The sequence below is a fragment of the Streptomyces sp. CG4 genome (genome assembly GCF_041080655.1).
Classification (GTDB): domain Bacteria; phylum Actinomycetota; class Actinomycetes; order Streptomycetales; family Streptomycetaceae; genus Streptomyces.
Window position 1 is genome coordinate 813239 of sequence record NZ_CP163525.1, and the last position, 21782, is coordinate 835020.

23 protein-coding genes and 5 pseudogenes are annotated in these 21782 nt (G+C 68.2%); 9 read left to right on the plus strand and 19 right to left on the minus strand.

The window, feature by feature from the left end; all coding sequences use genetic code 11:
- Nucleotides 1-7: 7 nt before the first annotated feature.
- Nucleotides 8-478: a DnaB-like helicase N-terminal domain-containing protein gene (locus tag AB5L52_RS03710; protein WP_351577862.1), complete on the minus strand. Its 471-nt coding sequence runs from the start codon at nt 476-478 to the stop codon at nt 8-10.
- A gap of 74 nt (nt 479-552) precedes the next feature.
- Between AB5L52_RS03710 and AB5L52_RS03715 the strand changes: the two are divergent.
- Nucleotides 553-1431, plus strand: a pseudogene (locus AB5L52_RS03715) (IS630 family transposase); the annotation flags it as partial.
- Between the two features lie 48 nt (nt 1432-1479).
- Here the strand turns inward: AB5L52_RS03715 and AB5L52_RS03720 are convergent.
- From AB5L52_RS03720 to AB5L52_RS03740, 5 genes and pseudogenes are all read right to left on the minus strand, one after another.
- Nucleotides 1480-2046, minus strand: a pseudogene (locus tag AB5L52_RS03720) (DUF6308 family protein); the annotation flags it as partial.
- 248 nt (nt 2047-2294) lie between these two features.
- Nucleotides 2295-2514: pseudogene (locus AB5L52_RS03725) on the minus strand (GNAT family N-acetyltransferase); the annotation flags it as partial.
- Nucleotides 2515-2666: 152 nt separating this feature from the next.
- Nucleotides 2667-2915: pseudogene (locus tag AB5L52_RS03730) on the minus strand (transposase); the annotation flags it as partial.
- Between the two features lie 85 nt (nt 2916-3000).
- Complete coding sequence (locus AB5L52_RS03735) at nt 3001-4368, minus strand: IS701 family transposase (protein WP_369362616.1); 1368 nt, start codon at nt 4366-4368, stop codon at nt 3001-3003.
- Nucleotides 4369-4514: 146 nt separating this feature from the next.
- Nucleotides 4515-5018: a hypothetical protein gene (locus AB5L52_RS03740; protein WP_351033922.1), complete on the minus strand. Its 504-nt coding sequence runs from the start codon at nt 5016-5018 to the stop codon at nt 4515-4517.
- A 493-nt stretch (nt 5019-5511) separates the two neighbouring features.
- Here AB5L52_RS03740 and AB5L52_RS03745 point away from each other — a divergent pair, with 493 nt between their 5' ends.
- Complete coding sequence (locus tag AB5L52_RS03745) at nt 5512-5760, plus strand: hypothetical protein (protein ID WP_351033925.1); 249 nt, start codon at nt 5512-5514, stop codon at nt 5758-5760.
- Nucleotides 5761-6217: 457 nt separating this feature from the next.
- A pseudogene (locus tag AB5L52_RS03750) lies at nt 6218-7108 on the plus strand (class I SAM-dependent methyltransferase); the annotation flags it as partial.
- A gap of 136 nt (nt 7109-7244) precedes the next feature.
- Here AB5L52_RS03750 and AB5L52_RS03755 read toward each other — a convergent pair.
- The 6 genes from AB5L52_RS03755 to AB5L52_RS03780 all read right to left on the minus strand — a co-directional run bounded on the left by AB5L52_RS03755 (nt 7245) and on the right by AB5L52_RS03780 (nt 11294).
- Nucleotides 7245-7559, minus strand: coding sequence for a MazG-like family protein (locus AB5L52_RS03755; protein ID WP_369362617.1), 315 nt, complete (start codon nt 7557-7559; stop codon nt 7245-7247).
- A gap of 7 nt (nt 7560-7566) precedes the next feature.
- The gene (locus AB5L52_RS03760) at nt 7567-8019 is read right to left on the minus strand and encodes an NUDIX domain-containing protein (RefSeq protein ID WP_369362618.1); all 453 of its coding nucleotides are present in this window, start codon (nt 8017-8019) and stop codon (nt 7567-7569) included.
- Between the two features lie 55 nt (nt 8020-8074).
- Nucleotides 8075-8686: a hypothetical protein gene (locus AB5L52_RS03765; RefSeq protein WP_369362619.1), complete on the minus strand. Its 612-nt coding sequence runs from the start codon at nt 8684-8686 to the stop codon at nt 8075-8077.
- Nucleotides 8608-9402, minus strand: a complete 795-nt coding sequence (locus tag AB5L52_RS03770) for a hypothetical protein (protein ID WP_351579538.1) — start codon at nt 9400-9402, stop codon at nt 8608-8610. Before AB5L52_RS03770 ends, AB5L52_RS03765 begins: the two co-directional genes overlap by 79 nt.
- Before the next feature lie 139 nt (nt 9403-9541).
- Nucleotides 9542-10315 (minus strand): hypothetical protein, encoded by a 774-nt coding sequence (locus tag AB5L52_RS03775; RefSeq protein WP_351579540.1) that lies wholly within the window; start codon nt 10313-10315, stop codon nt 9542-9544.
- Between the two features lies 1 nt (nt 10316).
- A complete protein-coding gene (locus AB5L52_RS03780; protein WP_351579543.1) occupies nt 10317-11294 on the minus strand; it encodes a radical SAM protein in 978 nt (325 codons plus the stop codon).
- A 119-nt stretch (nt 11295-11413) separates the two neighbouring features.
- Between AB5L52_RS03780 and AB5L52_RS03785 the strand changes: the two genes are divergently transcribed.
- Complete coding sequence (locus AB5L52_RS03785) at nt 11414-11821, plus strand: hypothetical protein (protein ID WP_351579546.1); 408 nt, start codon at nt 11414-11416, stop codon at nt 11819-11821.
- Here the strand turns inward: AB5L52_RS03785 and AB5L52_RS03790 are convergent.
- From AB5L52_RS03790 to AB5L52_RS03810, 5 genes are all read right to left on the minus strand, one after another.
- A complete protein-coding gene (locus AB5L52_RS03790; protein ID WP_351579548.1) occupies nt 11818-12333 on the minus strand; it encodes a hypothetical protein in 516 nt (171 codons plus the stop codon). The two genes, AB5L52_RS03785 and AB5L52_RS03790, sit on opposite strands and share 4 nt — an antisense overlap.
- Complete coding sequence (locus AB5L52_RS03795) at nt 12233-12844, minus strand: DUF6415 family natural product biosynthesis protein (protein WP_369362620.1); 612 nt, start codon at nt 12842-12844, stop codon at nt 12233-12235. The genes AB5L52_RS03790 and AB5L52_RS03795 overlap by 101 nt, the downstream gene beginning before the upstream one ends.
- A complete protein-coding gene (locus tag AB5L52_RS03800) occupies nt 12841-13467 on the minus strand; it encodes a hypothetical protein (RefSeq protein WP_351579554.1) in 627 nt (208 codons plus the stop codon). Before AB5L52_RS03800 ends, AB5L52_RS03795 begins: the two co-directional genes overlap by 4 nt.
- Nucleotides 13468-13729: 262 nt before the next feature.
- The gene (locus AB5L52_RS03805; RefSeq protein WP_351579557.1) at nt 13730-14269 is read right to left on the minus strand and encodes a hypothetical protein; all 540 of its coding nucleotides are present in this window, start codon (nt 14267-14269) and stop codon (nt 13730-13732) included.
- The gene (locus AB5L52_RS03810; RefSeq protein ID WP_351579560.1) at nt 14266-14403 is read right to left on the minus strand and encodes a hypothetical protein; all 138 of its coding nucleotides are present in this window, start codon (nt 14401-14403) and stop codon (nt 14266-14268) included. The genes AB5L52_RS03805 and AB5L52_RS03810 overlap by 4 nt, the downstream gene beginning before the upstream one ends.
- A 345-nt stretch (nt 14404-14748) precedes the next feature.
- Here AB5L52_RS03810 and AB5L52_RS03815 point away from each other — a divergent pair, with 345 nt between their 5' ends.
- Nucleotides 14749-15723, plus strand: a complete 975-nt coding sequence (locus AB5L52_RS03815) for a hypothetical protein (protein WP_369362621.1) — start codon at nt 14749-14751, stop codon at nt 15721-15723.
- Nucleotides 15724-15993: 270 nt separating this feature from the next.
- Nucleotides 15994-16539 carry a GNAT family N-acetyltransferase gene (locus AB5L52_RS03820; RefSeq protein ID WP_369362622.1) on the plus strand — a complete coding sequence of 182 codons (546 nt, stop codon included), beginning with the start codon at nt 15994-15996 and terminating at the stop codon, nt 16537-16539.
- Nucleotides 16540-16562: 23 nt separating this feature from the next.
- On the opposite strand, the gene AB5L52_RS03825 is transcribed toward AB5L52_RS03820, so the two are convergent.
- On the minus strand, nt 16563-17228 hold the full coding sequence (locus AB5L52_RS03825; RefSeq protein ID WP_369362623.1) for a TetR/AcrR family transcriptional regulator C-terminal domain-containing protein: 666 nt from the start codon (nt 17226-17228) through the stop codon (nt 16563-16565).
- 62 nt (nt 17229-17290) lie between these two features.
- Between AB5L52_RS03825 and AB5L52_RS03830 the strand changes: the two genes are divergently transcribed.
- Nucleotides 17291-18094 carry a proline hydroxylase gene (locus AB5L52_RS03830; RefSeq protein WP_369362624.1) on the plus strand — a complete coding sequence of 268 codons (804 nt, stop codon included), beginning with the start codon at nt 17291-17293 and terminating at the stop codon, nt 18092-18094.
- A gap of 24 nt (nt 18095-18118) precedes the next feature.
- Nucleotides 18119-19162, plus strand: coding sequence for a threonine/serine dehydratase (locus AB5L52_RS03835; RefSeq protein ID WP_369362625.1), 1044 nt, complete (start codon nt 18119-18121; stop codon nt 19160-19162).
- A 297-nt stretch (nt 19163-19459) separates the two neighbouring features.
- On the opposite strand, the gene AB5L52_RS03840 is transcribed toward AB5L52_RS03835, so the two are convergent.
- Nucleotides 19460-20149 carry a hypothetical protein gene (locus tag AB5L52_RS03840; protein ID WP_351579575.1) on the minus strand — a complete coding sequence of 230 codons (690 nt, stop codon included), beginning with the start codon at nt 20147-20149 and terminating at the stop codon, nt 19460-19462.
- An 859-nt stretch (nt 20150-21008) separates the two neighbouring features.
- On the opposite strand from AB5L52_RS03840, the gene AB5L52_RS03845 reads away from it, so the two are divergent.
- A complete protein-coding gene (locus AB5L52_RS03845) occupies nt 21009-21557 on the plus strand; it encodes a hypothetical protein (protein WP_369362626.1) in 549 nt (182 codons plus the stop codon).
- The last annotated feature ends 225 nt before the right edge of the window (nt 21558-21782 follow it).

The window sequence follows — 21782 nt, forward strand, 5'->3', positions numbered from 1 at the left end:
GGCGTGTTCAATCCCGTCGTCGCCACGACTGCCGACTGCAGCGCAACAGCGCCCAGCACATCCGAGTCGGCCAGTGAGGGCAGAGCGTCCCGTTGTCCGGAGGCCGACGGGACGCTGCGGCGGCTTCCTTGGTGCGTCGCGGGACAGCGAGCGCCTGGACCCGCTTTGCCTGCTTCAGCCATGTGGCGCTGCGCCTGGCGAGCCCGCTCGCCACGGCGTTGAGGTAGTCGCTGCCCCCGGCCTGCTCCAGTTGCTCCTGCTTGGCCAGTTCGGCAGCGACTGCAACCTGGTCGTGGGCCTGCCCACGGGCATACAGATCCAGGACGGTGGTGTAAATCAGTCCGTGAGCAGGCCGGTAAAAGTCTGCTTCGTGCAGGACCTCCACGATGTCCGCCACTGCATCAGAAGAGCTGAGCATGGCCCGCAGGACCGCCTTCTCCGCGTCCAGTGAATGTGGCGGTACGCCGTCAGTCTCCACCCGAGCTGCTCCCTTCGCCTTCGCCGAGCCGCTGCCTCAGCCCGACTGCCGCCGTACTGCTGTGAGCGCATAGCCTGGCCTGCCTGGACCCTCGATGGGCGGGAGGCCGTCCCCGCCGACTCAGCCCTGACGAGGAAGACTTCGTCATCCAGACGGCCACCACCCGCCCCACCAAACTGGGCCAGCCCTTCACCCGCTGGTCCCTGCGCAAGCTCGTCGCCTACCTGCGGAAAGTGCACGGCCGGATGATTCTCATCGGCCGCGAGGCGTTACGCAGCCTGCTCGCCCGCCGCGGCATCACCTTCCAGCGAACCAAGACGTGGAAGGAGTCCCCGGACCCCGACCGAGAGACGAAGCTGGACCGGATCGAGGAGGTCCTTGACCGCTTCCCCGACCGGGTCTTCGCCTTCGACGAGTTCGGCCCGCTCGGGATCAGGCCCACCGCCGGCTCCGGCTGGGCCGCACGCAAACACCCCCACCGGCTGCCGGCCACCTACCACCGCACCCACGGGGTGCGGTACTTCCACGGCTGCTACTCGGTGGGCGACGACCGCTTGTGGGGCGTCAACCGCCGCAGAAAGGGTGCCGCCAACACACTGGCCGCACTGAAGTCGATCCGCGCCGCCCGGCCCGACGGCGCCCCCATCTACGTGATCCTGGACAACCTGTCCGCCCACAAGGGCACCGACATCCGCCGCTGGGCAAAGAAGAACAAGGTCGAGTTGTGCTTCACCCCGACCTACGCCTCCTGGGCGAACCCCATCGAGGCCCACTTCGGACCGCTGAGGCAGTTCACCATCGCCAACTCCCACCACCCCAACCACCCCATGCAGACCCGGGCCCTGCCGTCCTACCTGCGCTGGCGCAACGCCAACGCTCGCCACCGCGACGTCCTGGCCGCAGAACGCAAGGAACGCGCCCGCATCCGAAGCGAAAAGGGCATCCGCTGGGGGGAGCCTGGGCTTTGCGTGACACGCCCCGCTCAGCCTTGTTCGGAGGAGCTACGCCAGGTGGTTTCCGCCGAGCCCCCAGGCGATCGCGTCGAGAAGACGCAGTGGTGGCACATCCGCCGGTGCGTGTGCCGCCAGCCGCGCCCACAGCTCCGCCTGGCTTGTCAGGTCACGCACGAGGTGTTCTGCCAGGAGGGGGAAGAACTCGGCGTCTGGTCGGTTCCGCACTCGATGCATCGGGTAGCCCGGAGTCGGCGTCCACGTCCAATAGCAGCTACGGACGTTGTCATCGAACAGCGGCACCAGCAGCGGGCGCTTGCGGTGCAAGATCTTCGACAGGATGGTGAGCTGCACTCCAGGCAGCGATCCGCAGGGATCGAGCACTCGGACGAGATCGCCGAGCAGTTGGCGGTGCAGGCCCTGCTCGACCGCCGATTCCAGACCGAGGTCGACCGGCACTGCGGCGAGGGCTTGCTCCAAGGTCTCTCGGGTCGTCTGGAGGGAGTACATGCCGGTGATGGACGGTCCGGCGTTGAGCATGCCTGGGGCAAGGAGATCACCGTCGTTGAGTTCGCTCGGCCTGCTCCCGGTATTGAGGCGGTCGTAGCCTGGCCACGCGTACGCGCCTCTGCCGCGGTTGGCCGCTGCACGCCGGTTCGCGCTCTCATCGAAGTACCGGCTGGCTCAGCGGGCCGCAGCTGAAATTCGGATGCTTCGGCCGCCGATGTGAAGTAGCTGGTCCGTCACGTCATCACATCCACGGTGCTGGCCCGATCCATGTCGCCCATCCGGCCAGCGCGCCACCGTCGAAGAGCCTGATGCCCTGGCGGACGCCGTAGTTGAACGCCGACATCGTGAACACCGATGCTCCCGTACGCGTACCCGACCGGCTGTCCGTCCGCGTACGCCAGGACGGCCACGAACCCCAGCTCGATGCCGTGCCGGTCCAGGCGCTCACCGAATGCCGTTGGCGTAGTTCGGCACGTGGAGGATCGGGGCGCGTACCTCGGCGCATACGTCGAGCAGATCACCGCGGACCGGATGGAACTTTGTAGCGGTGCTGAGTTCGATGGGGGGCGCCGTCATCGGCTGGCGCCCTCGGGCCACAGCACCCGCACCGGGACGCCGGTCCGCTCGGCGTACGCCACCACGTCTGCGGTACCCCCGTATCCTCGCGCCGGTTTCCCGTCCCACACGGCGATCAGCTCGTCCACCAGGCCGACGAGGATTTCGGATCCGGCGATCCGCCGGCGCACCGGCACCGGATCCCACGTGGACTGGTTCACGAACTGCTGCAGGTTCTGCTCGTTGCCGTCCGGCCGTCGCGAAGCCATATCCTGGATGGACTTGCGACGGCCGTCCATCATGAGTCCCCGCAGATAGCAGTCGCTCTTGGCCCGCTGGTCCTTGCGCGGTATCGAGGCGAACACGCCCGCTACGAATAACGCCAACGTCGCCCGAACACGATTGACTCCATGTGCGTCCACACAGTCCTCATGCCCCTGAACACTGCAGGCAGACAAACCTAACGGAGTCCTACTAGCGGTAGTTCGTTAAATCCGGAGATAGAGGTCAATGCCGTGTCCTGTGGTGACCGCGTTGATCAGCGCCTGGAGCTCGGAGGGTGGGTCCGTGTCCGTCCAGGCTCGCCACCATCGGGTGAGGGTGATGGCTGGGGTGAGCCAGGAGCGGATGGCCCGTAAGGCCCTGGGCCAGCAGGGCTGTTGGGGCTGGTGGGGTAAGGCTTGGCCCCCTCTCTGGGCCCTCGTCGGGGCACGGGTCGGGCGCGGTGGCATCCAGGGGTCCGGGGGTGAACCACTGGTCCCAGCAGAAGGAGAAGGCGCAGTTGACCAGGGTCTGGTGGCGGCGGATGGCTCGGTCGGAGCGGACTTGGAAGTCGGCCCAGCCGAGTTCGTCCTTGATCTGTTTGTAGCTCTGCTCGATCCAGGGCCGCAGTCCGTAGAGGCGGACGATCTCGGCGAGGTCGGCCGGCGGGTGCGGGCCGGTGGTGGCGTGCGGGGCGTCGGGGTGGGGCAGGTTGGTGGCCAGATACCAGGTGGCCTTCTCCGGCAGGCCTGCCGGGTCGGTGGTGGCCACGACCAGCCGGCAGGGTGAGTCGGGTCCGTAGCCGCCCAGGCGGGCATCGGCGGCCCACCAGGTCTCGGTGTGCCCGTCGCGGAAGTGACGCTCAACGGGTGTCCAGTCGCCTGGACGCCTGGCATCCTTCCAGGCCAGGGCATGGGCGGCTTCGATGGGGGTGTGCGGCTGGTCGGCCCGAGCCCAGGTGCCGCGGTGCGGCTTGAGCGCGACCACGTAGGCCAGGCCGGCTTCGCGCAGGGCGAGGTACCAGTCGTCGCTGACGGAGTAGGCGCAGTCGGCGACCACCGCGCGGCAGCCGAAGCCCGCCTCCTTCCCGCGGGCCGCGAGGGCGGCGGCCAGCTGCGGTTTCGTGCGGAAGGCCGGATCGGACCGGCCGCGGTCGAAGTGATGGGCAGGGGTATAGGGAGTCGCGTGCAGCGGGTAGTACACGCGGCCGTCGGTCCACACCGTGGTCACCGTGACGATGCCGTTGTCCGTCTTGCCCAGCCGGCCCAGCCACTGCCTGCCGACATGCGCGGTCGCCGTGCCGTCCTTGCGGTCCCCGGAATCGTCGATCACGATGACCCCGCCGTCGTGCGGAGCCGTCGCCGGCTGCTCGCGCAGCAGCTCGAGCCGCCGGTCGTTGACCTGCTCGGCCTCCCAAGGCGACTCGGACAGGAAGAACTGCAGCCGCTGCACCCCCGGCATCCCCGCACCCGCCACCGGCTCCGCACCTGCCAGGCAGGTGATCGTCTTGTTCCGCTCCCGCGGCGCCAGCAGTCCGGTCAGGTACTCGCGAAACCCCCGCCGCTGGGCCAGGCTGAAGAAGAGGTCGTCGAACCGGGCCGCGTACTCTTCCAACGGCCCCGGCGCGGGCGGACACGGGCGGCGAGCAGTCATCTTCAGCCCCCAGCAAGGCGGTTGAACTTGTTGACCCCTACCACCCGACCTACGGCCAATCCGACCTGCCGTCAACCCGCACCGCCACCGGATTTAACGAACTACCGCTAGAGGTATTCGAGACTGTGCCATGCATGGGTGATCTTCATTGGCGTATCGGCCCAGGCATTGCCCGCGAGGTTACTCTGGGCGCACCAATCGCCTTTGACGAACCAGTAACCGTCCGGCTGGTACATAACCGCATCCAGGTCGCGTGCGAACACTGTGCCAGTCGTGACAGGCCACATCTCACTGATCTCCCTCGGGCCGCTGGTGATATCGCCGCCAAGCCCGCGGGTCCTGACGCACAGGCTCCCTTTGAAGATCCAGAACTCGTTGCCAGCGGCGTTGACGGTAATGGCGTCGAGATTACCCTTCCAGAATCCTGAGGGAAACGGCGCCCATGGCTCCCGAGCAACCTCGTCAGCAGCCAGCTCGCGCTCGCGCTGAGCGACCTCCTTCACAGCGAACCACTCCACCAGCTCCGTAATGGTCATACCGCGCTCCTCCGCGAGAGTGCGCAGCCGGTCACGAATCAGCTCAGTGACCTGGATATTCGTCAGCCTACTCATGCCCGGATTGTCTCCCCTCGAGCGCGCACCCTCAACCAGATTTTGCATTAGGAGGCTCAACGTGATGGGCGCGGTGTTGATGGTGTTGCCAGGTTATTGAAGAGTCTGTCGGTTCTTGGGTCGCTGGCAGCACCACGTGCGCAAGCGCGCCGGACAGGGCTGAGTTACGGCCACGAAGCTCTCCCATCGAAGTGTGCAGCTTAGGGCTGTTCGGCGATCCGCTGACCACCACCGGACAGCCTCACAACATGCACATGATTGCCGCGTATTGGGCAGTGAGCGGCATGCATCGCTCCAATGGATGGATGCGTGGCTAAGGTGCACACTTCCTGGGTACGGCTGATTGAGCGAGTACGGCGACCGTTATAAGCGAAGCCTCGGCCACCCACTACGGGCCGTGGTTGGCAGGGCTGGTCAAGCGGTGTTCTTGGGCGCTTCGTATTCGGCAAGCTGCATATGGATCTCGGCGCACGCGGGCCGCCGTCCAGGGGGGATGGGGCTGTGGCAGGTGCTCGGGCTGCGCGGTGGCGCCCGCGTCGACTTCATCGTCACCGAGACCGACGACGTCCACGCGCTGGAGGTCAACACCACGCCCGGCTTGTCACGGGACTCGAACTTCGCGGACGCCGCGAGGTTGTGCGGACTGAGGCGCAGTGACGTGATCCTCGCGCTCCTCCACGAGGCGACCCATCGGCGTCCATACGATGTGCCCCTGCCCCGGCCCGTCCTCAAAGCCGCGTAAACGGCAGGCGGGCCCGGCGATCTGACGACACACCAGGAAAGGAACCCCCGCCATGCCGCACGTGATCCACGACGTCCCGATGTGCAGACAACTTGTCTCCCGCGAAGAGTGGGATGAACAGGACGGCTGGCCGCTCGGAGACCGGATGGCATGGTCGAACCGCGCGTGCGGCATGGCGGAGCTCCGGATGATCCTCCTCGCCTACTGCCAGCCCGCCCCCACCGTGCCCTCTGCTGCCGCTGGTAGAGCCAGCCGCCGCCGGCCAGCAAGCGAGCACCCCGACGACCGCCAGGTTCCACCAGTGGGCCAGCAGCCAGTTGACGACGGTCACCACCACAGCGATCACCACGCCCGCGGCCACGAGGAGACCGACCATCCGGTCGTCCACCTGCCGCCGCCGGAGAGGCCTGCGTGCACTTCGGGTACGCCGCCGTGCTGGCGGGCGCCTGGCCGGGCGCCTCTTGCGTGGGCCGGGGCTCACCGGCTGCGCGGCCTGCTGCTGGAGCGGCGTGATCGCGCTGACGCCATGGTGGCGGCCATTGACAGGGAACTTGAGGCACGGGCGAAGGGACTGATGGTGACACCGGAGGAGCAGCTGGAGGTGCTCGGTGCACGGCTGTACGACGCGATCGGCGGCGCTTACACCGTGACACGGCGTACCGAGCCGCGGATCGCCGCGCAGATCTGGGACGCGCTCGGGAATGCGCGGACGGTACTGAACGTCGGGGCCGGCACCGGATCTTACGAGCCTGCTGATCGCGACGTGACGGCGGTGGAGCCGTCGGCGGTCATGCGGGGGCAGCGGCCTGCCGGCTCGGCGCCGTGTGTGGCCGCCGCCGCGGAGAGTCTGCCGTTCGCGGACCAGTCCTTCGACGTTGCGATGGCCGTCTCCACCGTTCACCACTGGGGGGACCCGATAGCGGGGCTGCGCGAGATGCGGCGCGTGGCCCGCCGTGTGGTGGTGCTCACGTTCGACACCGACGAGCCCGGATGGCAGGACCGGTTCTGGCTTACCCGCGACTACCTGCCCGAGTTCGCCGCCGTCCTCACGGAGTTTCCCTCGCTTGCTGGGATGGCCGACGCGATCGGCGCCCGCGTGGAGCCGGTGCCCATCCCGTGGGACTGCGCTGACGGCCTGTTCGAGGCGTATTGGCGCCGACCGGCGGCGTATCTGGAGGATCCTGTGCGCCGTGCGTCGTCGGTGTGGACGAGGGTCGGGCCGGAGGCCGAGCAGCGGGCTGTGCAAGGCCTCAGCGACGACCTCGACTCCGGCCGGTGGGCCAAGCGCAACAGCGACCTTGCCGACCTCGACACAGCAGATCTCGGCCTCCGCCTACTCATAGCTTGATCAGCGTCGCAGGTTCAGCATCATGGCGGCTCCTGCACGGCCCGCTGGTTCGGCTGGTTGTCAGGCGGGGGCGTCGTGTGCGTCAGGGCTCCTTCGCCGCGCACTCAGGGCCACAGGAGCTTGTGTTCGGGCAAGATCAGCCCGCGGCCACGCGCTCCACGAGGTGCTGGAGCCGGCCGTCCAATACCTTCTCCGCGTCCGGGTTGATCGTTGTCAGGGCCACCATGGCGGTCACGATGACGTCACTCAGCTCTTTCTCGACGTCCGCCCACGAGTGGGAGACCCCCTTCCTCGGGTTGGCACCGAGCGCCCCGTGCAGTGCCTCGGCGACCTCCCCGTACTCCTCCCCGATCTTGAGCACTCGGAGAAGCCGGACGTCCCCTGCGTCGGCCGGGGCAGCTTCGTCCAGCCACTTCCGCAGCTGCCCCACGCGGTTCCACATGTCTTCCATGCCTCTCCTACTCCATCGCGTCTTGCCAGTCGTGCCAGTGGCTGGAGAACGGCTCGTCCTTCGTCCAGTGCTGGATGCCGAGGGCGTTGTAGCGGACGGTGTTCTCCGGCAGGTTCTCGGCGGGATGCCACTCCAGGCCGGCGCACTTGTGGGGCTCCATGTTGGTGGGCGTGCCCTCCCAGTGGGAGGCGACGAAGAACCAGCCGACCCGAGTCTCGCCCTCGGGGTTGCGGAAGTACATGACGTGGACGATGTGTAGGGCGTCGCGTTCGATGCGTACACCGATCTCCTCGAACGCTTCGCGGATCACGGCGTCGAACACGTCCTCCCCGGGCTCGACCTTGCCGGAGGGGAGGTTCAGCTTCCCGTCGGCGTAGCCGGTGCCCTGCCGCTCGGCGAGACATACGCTTCCGTCGTGCTCCAGGATGATCATCACGTCGTTCACGGGGAGCTGGGGCACTGTGCTAGTCCTCTGGCCGGTGGTGCGCCTTACCGGTAGGGGACTCTAGTCGGGATCACGCCGCGAGGAGCCCCATCTCGACAACGCGCTCGACCGCCCACTGGACACGCTCGGCGACCGTGAGATCCATGGGCACCTTTAGGATCTTCACCGTGCTGAAGCGAAGTGCCTGGTAGATCGCCTCGGCTGCTTCGTCCTGGAGACCCAGCACCTTCTCCCGCATGCGGTCGCCGCCGGCCTTCTGGTCGTAGCGGTCCTCGCAGTACAGGACGACGTCGTAGGCGAGGGACATCCAGCTCCGGCACAGCACTTCGGCGGCGCTGAGTACGGCCGCGACGCCCGGCTCGGTCGGGTCGAGGACCAGGCCGGCCAGGGCGAGGACGTTGGCGGGGGTCTTGTCGGTGATGAGCACCTGGTGGTGCCGGGCGGCGCGCAGGGGCACGGTGAAGTGCTGTGCCAGCAGGTCCAGCTCGGCGACGAGGTCGAAGTCGCCCTTGCCGTTCAGGACGATGTCCTCCATGAAGGGGCTGACCCGGGCGGGTTCGCCGGTGCAGTTGACGTTGATGCTCCGCTCGCGCAGGTGCGAGGTCAGCGCGTGGACGAACGTGGTTTTGCCTGCCGCCTGGGTGCCTTCGACGGCGATAACGCGGCAGTCGCGGATGGGCATGTGTCCTCCAGGAGAGCGGTGAAGGTCGGGTTGTCGAGCCAGTCCCAGGCGCCTCGGGCGCCGTCGGCGATGGCTCGGTTGACGTTCATCCCGCTGGCCGGCCACTGGGCAAGGTCGGCGGTGCGGGCGGCGACGTAGGCGGTGGCGACGGAGTGGCGCAGGTTCAGGACGCTCACGCGCTCCCGGCCTTCCGTCTCGCCGTCCTCGAGCCATCGCCGGTGCCAGGCGGGCATCGACACCCGCAGCAGCTCGGGCTGGGTGACGTCCAGCCCGAGTTCGGTGCACACGTCGACCAGGCGGCGCGACGTGCCGGTCAGGATGTGGTCGGCGTCGTAGCGGGTGTCCAGGTAGTGCCCGGTGTCCGGGTCGGCGTCGCGGCGCTGTCTCCACTGACTGCGGGCGCGTTGCAGGGCGGGGGTCGCGTCGGTGGGGGCGTTGGCCTCAAGTACGGACAGGTCGGCGCAGAACTGGTGGCCGGTGATGATGGTGGCCGTGTCGGCGGCCGCGGTCACGGTTGCCGCCGCGTGTCGGATCAGGGCGTCCATCTCTCCCGGGTCTTCGACGTAGACGCTGGTCCACTCGAACGGCACGGTGGTGAGGTCCGCGGTACTGCCGGCGGGCACGTCGAGGTAGGCGACGCTGTAGCAGAAGGGCCGCTGGCCGTTCTTGATCCGGTAGTTTTTCGTCCATTCAACGTCGATGGACGCGATCCGCACGGTCCCGGAGCGCAGGGGTGGGGCTCCAGCGCGCGTGCGGTGGACAAGCTGCTCTTGATGATCATGTGGGTGTTCCTGCCGTTGGACGGGGCCGCGCACCCGGCGCGCACGGCCCCGTCGGACGCTACCGGCTGCTGGATTACGGCATGCCTTGATACACGGACGGCGCTATGTCCCAGGCGACCGCTGCGACGGCGTCCCGGACGTCCAATTCACCGTCCCAGTACAGGCGTTCGGCCGCCTTGCCGCCGAGCAGGGCGGTCGTGAAGGCAGAGCACAGCACGCTCGCGGCCAGCAACTCGGCGCTGTCCTCGGACAACGCGCCCAGCAGCAGCTTCTCGCACGCCGCTTGCGCGGCATCCTGCTGCCGGCCGCCGGCGAACTCCGGTAGCGGCACCAGGCCGTGATGCTGTGCGGTGCCGCTGATGAGCCCGAAGGGCTCCAGGTCGTGGGAGGTGTCGACGAACCGGGCGATGCCTCGCTTACGGGTGGCCCGGTCCTTCCAGGCCTCGGCGACCGAGTTGACACCCGCCAGCCGGGCGGCGCCTTCGGGGCGGGGCAGCTGCCGCAGGACGTGGAGGTCGTCGCCGCCGCTGTGCCAGGCGAGTACCTGGGCGTCGCGGCGGCCCTGGACGAGGATGCTGTCGATCTCCGTCAGGATCTGCTCGTTGTCGCCGGGTCCTTCGGGCAGCATCACGCGGTACCCGAAGTTCACCAGGTCGGCGCTGACCGGAAGGGACCGGGTGCGGTGCACGGGTACCACCACCAGGGACGCGCCCATGATGACCGGGTCACCGGCATCATCGCCCCACAGCATCGCCAGCGCACCCAGGTGGAGCGTCGCCTTCTGCACGGGGCGGGTACTCGGCCCGAAGGGGGTGTCCGCCCAGCCGAGGTTCGTCAGGTGCCGCACCTCATGCTCCCTGGAGGACCGTGTGGATGGACCGGCCGACGTACTTGGAGACGTGGTTCTTCTTGAAGCGGTAGCGCTCCCAGATCGCGCTGATCGGCTCGTGGAGCACGTTACCCAGCGGCTCCCACAGGTCTTCGGCGTCGTAGACCGGCCACGCCTGGGCGTTGCCGTCCGGCTCGATGACGATCATGTGGCCTTCATTCTCCGGGGTCCACGTGGTCATGCGCAGGGCCGGGGTCCACATGTGCTCGGCCCTGGCTTCCTTCAGCCGGGCAAAGGCGTCCTCGGCCTCTTGCTGGGTGATGAACTCGTGCTCGGGCAGCTTGAGGGCGTTGCCCTTCCGCAGGGGCAGGATGAACTTCACCTTGGTCGCATCGAGGACGTCGGCGATCTGGATGGTGAAGGGCAGCGCGGAGAGGGTGGAGCGGTACACCACCGAGGAGAGCGCGAGGGGGACGCCGGCGTCCTGGAGGGCGCGCACCCCCTTCATCTGCTTGTCGTAGTCGCCGCGCACCCGCAGCACCGTGGCGCGTGGCCCTTCCAGGCCGATGTTGGCGTACGCGATCTTCCCAGCCAGGGCCTTGGCGTGCTGAAGGCCGTGGGTGGCGTTCGTGGGCACGGCGACGATGTGCCGCTCGCGGTACATGTCGACGATGTCGATGAAGTCGCGGCGGATGAGCGGTTCGCCGCCGCTGAGGAAGACCCGGGCAACCCCTTCCAGGTTGGCCTCCATCGTCTCCAGGTCCTTCAGGGTGGGGTCGGGCTTCTGCATGATCTCGCTGCAGAACCCGCAGTCCATGTCGCAGCGCTTGGTGACCTGGACGATCGCCGAGAGGGGGGCGGCGAGCCTGCTGGTGAAGGTCTCGATGTCGAGGTCCGCGGGGGCGTCGAAGTGCTGGCCGCTGAACGCGTAACCCACCCCACCGCCGAGATCCCGGCGGGTCTGCTTGGGGCCAGTGAGCATTCCGAGGTCGGTCACAGACTTCTCCTATCGGTTGACGGTCTGTCGTCCGCACCGCCCGGAGGTTCACCCTGGTCGGGCGGCGCGGGCGTTTCGGCTACCGTGCTGCCCACCACACGGCGGGAGACGGTGCAGGAATGACGGAGCGGAGCGGGCCGTTCGCGCGGGACGGCAGGCCGGTGTGCGGCGTGTGCCCGTCGCTGCGGCTCCCGGGCGGCAAGTTCGATGCCGCGGAACGTCCTTCCCGCGACTGCCCGTTCGACCCGAAGACCGGCCACCGGTTCACCGCGGCCGGCGTACCGGTGTGCCTGCACCCCGAGCGGGTCGGGCTGCCGGCCGCCCCGTACGCAACCGACGGCCTCCCGCTGCCGTGGGAGACCCCGCCGCCCGTAGAGGCCGGCGAGGTCCCCGCGTGGGTACGCGCGGCGCTTGACGCGGCACCGCCGGAGGTCTGTGACGACGTGATCCGACAGGCGACCGAATTCCTGCTCGCCTCGAACCCGGACACGGACATCACGGCAGTGCTACGCGCCGCGCTCGGCTAGGCCGCGGCGAAGTCGATGCTGTGCTCCCGGCCAGAGCGGCCCATGCCGATGCTCGCGTACAGGCCGGCCAGCACGTCGCGGCGCCGGATCACCTCCCCGTGGTCCAGCCAGTACCGGGTCGGCGGCTCACCCCATGCCAGTTGGTCGCACTCGTGGGTGTACCCGCCGGCACGGTAGTCGGTGTGTTCCTGGTTGGTCTGGTGGATGATGACGGCTCCGACGCGTGTCGCGATCCGTGTGAGCAGCTGCGCCTGCGCGAGCATCGCGTGCGTCATCTCGTCGACCGGGACGGCGATGGCGATTTCCGCAGCCTGGTCGTCGCTGGTGGCCTCGTACACCGCAGCCTTGAGCGCCAGAGCGCGCAGGCCCTCCTCGAACAGCGGCTCGGCGTCAGCATCCAGGTTCCACCGCTCAACGACCGGGAACCCGGTGGAGCACTGCCAGTCCTCGGAGGGCTCCAGGCTCGCGGCCTGGAATGCAGGGAACTCGCGGTCGCGCTTGATGGCACCCAAGATCCGCTTCGCGGCGTCGGCGAGGACGCCCGGAGCGGGCAACTCGGCCTGAGACATTGAGGCTTCCTTCCTCGGTGAGCCTTCTACGGACGGATGTGCTGGGCCTGCCCAACGGCCGGGGCTCGGTGGCATACCCGGCCACCGGGCAGGGGTCTGTGATGGCTCGTTTGGAGGGGAACTGACGCAGGGTGAGGAGCGCCCGGGACATCGTCGCCAGGTCGTAGACGTCCTCGGCCGACGACGCCCCAAGCACCGGGCGCTCCAGCACCTTGCGGGCCTTGTCAACGACGTGCTCGACGGTCTCCCAGTCGAAGCCGACCGGCAGGTCCGTCAGCCGCGCCTCTGCTCCGGGCAGGGTCAGCCGCATGTGCCCGCGCAGCAGCCCGGCGAGATGCGCGCGGGCTTCCTCGCCCGCCGGCAATCGCGGACTCAGCAAGACCGCCTCGTACGTGCGGCGGATCCGGGCGGCGTCGACGCGCAGTGGCGCGGCCGGCGTCCCGAGGGCGGTCATCGGCGTACCGCCTCTCGGGACACCGGGGCCTGGGTGCGCATGTCGACGAGGGTGACGTCCGCGAGAGTCGCCGCCGCCTGCCCGCCGAGAATCCACGGCAGCTGGGCGTCACCCACGAACAGGATCGTCATCTTCGGCGGCCGGCCGGGCAGGTGCAGCTTCCCGTACACGCCGTCGGTCAGGACCCGGCCGACGCGGACCGAGACGACGTTGCCCCGCAGGTGTCGGCACTGGAGCGCAGACACAGGCTGACAGGCCGGGCACACCGGCGGGTGCGTCGTCACCTCGTCCTCCGGCCACCCCCGCTCGCCGCGGTGGTCCTCCAGCAGCCACGGCCAGCCGTGCTCGTCGCGTTCCACGGGCTGGGCGCACACCTGGCACAGCATGTTCTGCATCACGTGCCGCTGCCGCAGGGGGTGAACGCGGTCGTAAATGGGCTCGCCCACACCGGGCCTGTCCCGAAACGGCTTCCACGTCACCCCCGACGGGTCCCGCGGGCGCCCCGCCAGCCTGATCCCCCTGGACGTGACCAGGACGCGCGGCATCCGAATCTGCTCGCCGCTCCAGGAGGCGATGTAGGGAACGGGACGGCCCTTGTGGGTGAGTGGTGTCGGTGCGGACATGGGGGCTCCCTTCACGGTGACGAAACGGAAGATGGAAGGCGCCGGCCGTGCGCCAGGGGGAGGGGAACGCGCACGTCCGGCGCCGGTCTATGAGACGCCCTGTTCGGGCGGCGGGTCGGGGTGGCTCAGCGGTGTATCCGGCGCGGCTGCGGTCGTATGGGACCCGCAACGTCGTCGGCGATGGTCATGCCGAGCAGCGTGTAGGCAGCGAGGTGAGCGGCCACGAAGAGGGCAGTGCCTGTGCCCTCTAAGTCGATGCGCTTCACGCGATCACCGGCTGCGTCTTCAAGGCGTGCAGCACCTTGTAGAGGTGCGCCGGGTCGGTGAGCCGAGGGCCGCCGTTGTCCGGGGGCACCAGCCAGAACAGGCCGGGCGGCGAGATGTAGTCCAGGCGCGGCACCCCGATGTGGTGGATGTACGGCCGTGTCCCGCCCAGGCACTCCACGCCGGCCGGGCCGCCGTCGTGCGGCCAGTGCTGGTCCGTGCCCGGCGGCACCAGGAAGTACAGGAAGGGCCGGTAGGAGTCGCAGAACACCGCCCCGGACACCTGCAAGGCGTCCACCCGGCGACGCAGCTGCTGCGGGTCGGTGCCGCGGTCGAAGTCGCGCGAGAGGACGGTGTAAGGCGCCCGTACGACGTCCCACACACGCCCGGCGGTCAGCACGGCCACGCCCTGATCCGTCCACTCCATACCGGCCGTGTTGCACGACTCGGCGGCCTGGAGCATCCACTGCTCTGCCTGCGCCCGGCGGACCCGGGCCTCCCCACGCAGCACCGGCGCCAGGGCTCTGGGTTCGGTCACCACACGCCCCCTTCTTCGGCCGGCGCTTCCTCGGCGGGGAACGCAGGCTGGGCGGGCAACCCATGCCACAGCGGGAGTTCGTCGGGGTGCCGCGCGGCGGCGGGGATGGCGGGGTAGTTCGTGGGCGGGTTCACGGGGGACTCCCTGAATTCTGTGCTCGGTCATGCACTCTCAGCGAGGGCTGTGACGAGCGTTGCAACGGCGTGCAGACGGATCTACCCCCTAACCAACCTCGGTCTTCTGCGCCGAGTTGACGGAGAACCTCGGCCTTCCCCCGGACTCACCTCGGAGTCAATAAGTACCTTCGTATGAGGGCAACTTGACTGAGACAGCCTTCTACCGTCGGAGCGGTGACCTGCCCGGCGCGTGGTGATGGGGAGGCAGAGTTGTTGTTCTCCCGGAGCCTTCTCGAAGAGAGAGGCGTACGGACCCCTGACGACTTCCTTCCGCACTATCGGAAGGCGGCGACGCGACTCGGAGTGACGAATGCAGAGCCTGCCCCGAAGACCATCGAAGGATGGATCTACGAGGGCCGCAAGCCGCAGCGGGTCTTCCGGCCCGTGATCGTGGAGATGCTTGGCCACAGCATCGAAACCCTCTGGACCGATGTCCCCGAGGGCTCCAAGCCGACCTTCGTTCCGCTGGCCGGCGCGTCACCGACTCACCCCCGCGTCGACACCGATGTGGACCTCAACGAGATGAAAAGGACGGGCGCGATGGCTGTGCGACGCGCAAAGGACTTCCTGCTCGGAAAAGACCGCGAGGCAGTAGGCGACGACACACTTGGCCTGCTTGATGACGAGGTGCAGCGTCTGGTCGTCGCCTACCCGCGGGAGCCCCTGTCCACCATCTGGGAAGACCTCCTGGAGACCCAGAACCAGGTCTTCTGCCTGCTGGAGGGCGGCAGGGTACGGCCCTCGCAGCTCCGTGACCTCAACGTCAAAGCGGCCGTGCTTTCGTTCTTGGTGGCAAAGGGTTTCAACGACATGGAGATCCCACACCAGGCGCTGACCATGACCCGAGTCGCCGCAGCGTGCGCTCGGGACGCCGAACACCCCGGACTCATCGCGCTCACCGACGGCCTGAAGTCGCTCATCGCTTACTGGGCGGACAAGCCGAGCGACGCCTATCACTACGCGGCTCAGGGCGCGGAGACCGCAGCGAACCTGCACGGCACCGTGGGCCTCTGGCTCCTGGGCCTTCAGGCACGCGCTGCCGCCGTCCTCGGCGACGCAGATACCGTGCTGGCCCTCAATCAGCAGGCAGACGACAGGCGCGAGCGCGTGGTACCCGACGACCTGGATCAACTCGGTGGACTGTTGACCTACCCCGCCGAGAAGCAGCTTTACTACGCGGTGGAGTCGGAGGCCCTGCTCGGCCATGGCGGCGCGCAGCTGGCGGCACATGCCGAGACAGCTGTGCAGGGTTTCAGCGATCCGACGTCCCGGAGCTGAGCCTTCGGAGACCTCGCCGGGTCTCAGTGCGACCTTGCGCTGATCCGCCTCTTCGGTGGCAACGTCGAGGGTGCCGCCGAGGCGATCCGGCCCGTCTTGGACCTCCCGGTCTCGCACCGCAACAACGGCATCGTCGTCTCCGCCTTGCGCGTCCGCCAGGCCCTCACGCGCAGTCCCGCGCACGATGCCGCCGCTGCACGAGACCTGTGCGCGGAGATCGAGGTGTTCCCTGCCAGTCGGCCGACCCTGCCGCGAGGGTAGGGTCCGGGCATGCACCCGGTCACGCGCTCCAGCCCACGGCTCGCCCTCCGTGAACTCGCCATCGAGGACGTCGACGCGGTGCTCGCCATCTACGGCAGCCCCGAGGCCACGGAACACCTGTCGTTCGAGCCGCGCACCCGCGACCAGGTCGCCCACATCGTGGCCCGGTCCATTGCCTCGGCGAGGGAAGAGCCGCGCATCGAGTACGCGCTGGCCGTCGTGGAGCGCGAGACGAACGAAGTGATCGGGTTCGGGCGGATGGCCCTCGACCCGCACCAGCAGCGCGCAGCCACCTTCGGCTTCGCGCTGCGCCCTGATGCGTGGGGCGTCGGCTACGGTCTTGAGACCGTACGCCTTCTTCTGGGCCTCGGGTTCGAGGACCTTGGCCTTCACCGCATCTGGGGGGCGCGCTCCCCGATCAACGAGGCGTCGGCGAAGACCATGGCAGCCGCGGGCATGGTCGAGGAGGGCACGATCCGCGAGCACATCTTTAAGGGCGGGCGGTGGCGTGACTCTGTCGTGCACGCCATCCTCGATCACGAATGGTCGGGTTAAGGAGCTGGAGGTGGCGGTTGTGGTCACTCGGGCTCCCTCCCGACGGCAGCTCGGGAAGGCTCAGCGGCCTGGATCAGTTGGCGGAGCGCGCCGTAGTACACCTCGTGGTCGACCACGGCCGGCAGAATCTCGGTGAGGTGCCCGGTGAGCACTGGGAATTCCTCGGGGTCGAGCCCGGCCAGTGCGCGGCGTGTGGTGGCCTGGGCGGCCTTCGGGGTGCGGTGGTCGACAAAGCTCGCGCTGCCGAGGGTCAGCAGGTAGAGGCGCCGGTACGTGGTGATTGCCTCGGTCGGGGTCATACCGGCGGCGAGGGAGTCGGCGAGCTGCGGTTCCACGAGCCGCTTCAGCAACTGCGGGCCGAGCCAGGGTCGGTCGCCGCGCAGGGCGACCAGGCCGGGATGGGCCGTCAGTAGCTGGTACAGGGCGGTGAACCGCGTTTCAGTGGCCGTGGCCCAGTCGGTGCCCGACGGTATGTCCGGCAGGTGGGCGGCGAGGTGGTCGGTCACCAGGTCCAGCAGTCCGGCCAGGTCAGTGCAGCGGCGCTGGAGCGAGGCCACCGAGATGTTCAAGGCTGCGGCCAGGGTGCGGAAGCTGAGTGCGTGGGGCCCGTCCTGATCCACGATCAACAGGGCTTCATCCGCGATGCGTTCGGGCGTCGCGCGGTCCAGGGAAGCAGATCGCCTTGGCATGCGAGACAGCGTACGGTACGGCGTACCGTCACGGTAGGCTCATGCATCCTCACGGAGGCGACATGTTCCGCACCACGGCTCTCGACCCGCTGTTCACCGCCCTCGACAGCGAGTCCTTCACCGACCGGCACCTGGCCACCCTCGCCGCCGGCACTCTCGCGGCCGTCCGCGTCCCCGACTTCCTCGACCCCACCGTCTGCCAGACCGCGATGACGGCACTGGACCGGCTGCCCACCGCCGACTACGACCCCGACCGTGTGCCGACCTCGATCGTCCGGTTCGGCCCGGCCCTGAACGACTACCGCACCCCCGACGGCCGCCTGAACGCCGACCGTTACTGGCACGACGCGGAGACCGCCCGGACGGCCTGGCAGCGCGCCGGGATGCGCCCGGACCCCATCGCCATCTCCCTCGCCCTCCTCGGCTCCGCCTGGGGCGCCGCCGTCGCCCCGGCCACCATCGGTGGACGCGCCGTCTTCGGCGGCACCTTCCGCGAGATCAACGCCGGCGCGCTCGTCCACTACGACGACATCAACCGCGAGTTCCCCGACGGCCTGTTCGACCAGGAAGTGGTCGCGCAGCTCGCCTACAACGTCTGGGTCGCGGTCCCCGATGCCGGAGGCGCGACCACCGTGTGGCGCCACCGCTGGGAGCCTGCCGACGAACAGCACCGCCAGGCCTACGGCTACCGGGCCGAGACCGTCGAGCACTGCCAGCACATCAGCCTGACCCCGCGCCTCGGCGACGCCCTGCTGTTCAACCCGGCCAACTTCCACTCCGTGGAGGCGAACCCCACCGGCCGACGCATCGCCTTCGCAGTCTTCCTCGGCCTCACCACCACCGGCCAGCTCATCGTCTGGTCATGACCATCTCACCGCAGGAGTAATAGCGTGCCCCAACTCACGTACGGCGATATCAAGGCCGCAACGGACCGGATCGCCGGGCGCATCCGCCCCGTCACCCTCGCACCGCTCGACCCGGGCGCGATCCGCACCGGCCACCGCGACCCCCTCGATGACCGGCCCGAGGAACCGTGTCAGGTGTGGCTGGCCCTGGAATTCATGCAGCACACCGGCAGTTTCAAGGCCCGCGGCGCCCAGAACTTCATTCAGGCCCACCGCGAAGCCGGCACCCTACCCGAGGCCGGGGTGACGATCGCTTCCGGCGGCAACGCCGGCCTGGCCTGCGCCTGGGCCGCCCAGCAGCAGGGCGTGCCCGCGACCGTCTTCCTGCCTGCCGCAGCACCCGAGGTGAAGGTCGCCAAGCTCCGTTCCTACGGTGCCGATGTCCGCCTGGCCGGCTCCGAGTACGCCGAAGCTCTGGCCGCCTGCGAGGAGTTCGCCGCCACCACCGGCGCACTCCCCTCCCACGCCTACGACCACCCGCTGATCGCAGCAGGGGCCGGCACCCTGCTGGAAGAGATTCACCAGCGCCTCCCCGACCTGGACACCGCAGTGGTCGGGGTCGGCGGCGGCGGCCTGTTCGCCGGGGTGGCCACCGCTGCCCAGCACCACGGCATCCGCACCATCGCCGTCGAGCCGGAGAACTGCCGCGCACTGAACGCCGCCATCGAGGCCGGCCACCTGGTCGACGTTCCCGTCCAGTCCATCGCCGCCGACTCCCTCGGCGCCCGCCGCACCTCCGCCATGGCCCTGCACGCCGCCCAGCAGGACCGCGTCCACTCCGTCCTCGTGTCCGACGAGGACATCATCAGCGCCCGCCACGCACTGTGGGACCACCGGCGCCTCGCCGTCGAGCACGGTGCCGCCACCGCTCTGGCGGCCCTGCTCGCTGCCGACCAGCACCTTCGGGAGCCGGGCCTGGAGACCCGGCGCAAGACGCCGAGCCGCAGCTATCGGCCCGGCAACGGGGAGAAGGTGTGCGTCGTCCTCTGCGGCGCGAACACCGACACCGGTACGCTCATGCAGCCCTGAGCCCTTTCCCCCCGCTCCCGAAGCTACGAGCTCGTAACACGATCTTGTTGAGGTGGCCTGGTCGGGCGTGACCGTTCTGATGATTCGGCCGTTCGTGATGCTGTGAGTACTCGGCCGTGGATCGTGGACGAGGACCTGTGGGCACTGATCGAACCGCTGCTGCCGCCAAGAAAGGCCCGATCATGATCGCGTTACGAGCTCATAGACTGGGAACCCACCAAAGCGCGAGCGCCGGCGAACCCGCGGCGGCTGCCCGGTCCGCTGGCATCCGCACTCGGCAAGGCCCTCGACAGCCACTCAGTTGGTGCCGCTCCAGGTAACGTACCCGGCCAGGCTCGCGACTTGGGAGACACTGGAACTGTCTGCACCGCTGGCCTGGATCTGGATTTTCCAGTCCCCGTCGAGCCACTTCACCGTGAAGGTTGCGACGTTGAAGGTGCCATTGTTCATTCGGTTGGCGAGGTTGATGACGGCAGTGTCGGGGGTGTAGTCGACGAACTGGAAGCCGGCCAGTTGCCCGTCGCTGCTGCCGTCACCCATCTCGGGCCCGGCCAGCATCCGGAGATCGTTGTCTACGCCCGGGCCGGGGACGGCTTGTTGCTTGAGGATCTCGGTTCCTTCGCGGTTGGACGCCAAACCCAGCCGGTCGCCGATCTGGGAGGCGGCGATCAGTGCGCCGAGTGGCGTGTGGGCGTAGCAGCGGGCGATGGGACCTTCAATCTTGCCCGGGCCGGCGCTCGGTGAAGCGGGCAGTGCATCGCCCTTGATGAGTTGCCAGGTGACGTCTTTGGGCGTGCTGGTGGGCGGGGTCTGGTTGGTGTCGGTCAGCCCGCAGCCGTTTCCCTGGCCGGGACTGGTGGCCTGGGCAGTATGGGACGGGCCGATGTGGGGGCGCCCGTGGCTTGGCGTGGCACCGCCGCCCGCGTGAGAAACCGTTTTGCCGCCACCGCATCCAGCCACGGACAACGTCAAGCTGGCTGCCAGCACCCATACGTGAGCACGTATCCCACGCCGAAGGTGACGCACGAGACCCCTCCCCAGTTCGATCAAAGTACGAGGCAGAGCATAGAAGGGTCCGGCCCAACGGGAGACAATCAGACCTGACAGGCAGTGAGCGGGGCAGTGTCGGGCACGGGCGCACGATAGGCGCGCACGCCAGAGATGAATGGCGCGGGCGCGCACCCCGTGCCACCCAACCTCTCAAGGCAATACACCTAGGGCGCCTTCGGCCCGGCCGAGAGAACTCAGGGCCGTCCGCCGGTCTCCGGCATGCGCGATACTGATTGCAGTCCGGGCGTGCGCGAGGGACGCATGCTGAGCAGAGCGGCGGGCAACGGTCGTTGCCTGCATGGCCTGTGCGGCGGCGACGGCTTCGCCGAACTCTGGCATACGTGCTGCGTGGCCGAATTGCGTTGGAGACTCAGGGCCTCGTCGGCTCCGGCTAGGGCTGCACGTTCGAGGGCCCCCTCGATTCCCAGCCAGCCAGAAGCATGGCCTCCAACATCCACCCCCTGGTCACCATTGGCGATGAGCAGCACAAACGCCGGGCAATACACCAGCAAGAACGAGTCAGTCAAGGGCCATAAATCGACAACTGGTTGCGAAAGTGACCAACTACGCCCCAAGTTGTACGAGTGAACTCCAATACAAAGCTGTGAAGTTGAGCGTTGCGAGCGCAATCCTGCGACTACACAGACGCATCACCGCAGCTGACATAGGCCGTCAAGCAGGATTGCCGCGCGGCAACCGTAGCACCGGTCTATGAGATCAAGCACACGGGGAGATATTGATGACCAGTGCACAGCGACGTCCGGGAAGGCGCGCTTCTGTTCGCATCCGAACGCACGTGCCTGCTCTGCTGCTCGCGGGAGGCCTGGTCGTACTGACTGGTTGCAGCAGCAACGACTCGGGAAGCTCGGACAAGAGCCCTTCGCCTACAGCCAGCACACCTGCGCCCGCCACCTCATCCGCCGATCCGGAAGCTGCCGCCAAGCAGGATGTCATCAGCGCTTACAGGCACTACTGGGAGGAAGGGGTCATCGCCTACTCGAAGGCGAGCATGGACGGGACCGATCTCAAGAGGTACGCCAAGGGCAATGCGCTGGGACTGGTCCAGAGCGACTTGCACAACCTGAAGACAGCGGGACAGGTCATCGAGGGCAAGCCACGTATCGATCCCAAGGTCACCAGCCTGGATCTGCAGAGGAAGGTCCCGTCGGCGCAGATCACGGACTGCATCGACGTCTCGTTGTGGAAGGTTCTGGACGCCAAGACGAAGAGTGAAGTAGTCCTGCCCAAGAGCCGTCGCACCAAGTACGTGAGCATCGTGACTGCGGAGAGGTGGGGGAAGCAGTGGGTCATGCTCGAGGACAAGCCGGAAAACCGGGCATGCTGAGACGTCTCGCCGGGGCGGCCAGCGCCCTGTTTGTCCTGGGCATGAGCACCTCTACAAGTGCTGTCGCGGCCGGACCCGATCCGACGCCGTCGGCCACCGTCGGTTCCTGTGCGTCCGTCAAAGTCTGTGTAGGAGTTGGTGTCGGCGGATCTGCCGCTTCGAGCGACGACAAACCGCCGTCCCCGCGGAAGAGCGGCAAGCAGCCTTTCGTGCCAGGTCCCTGCA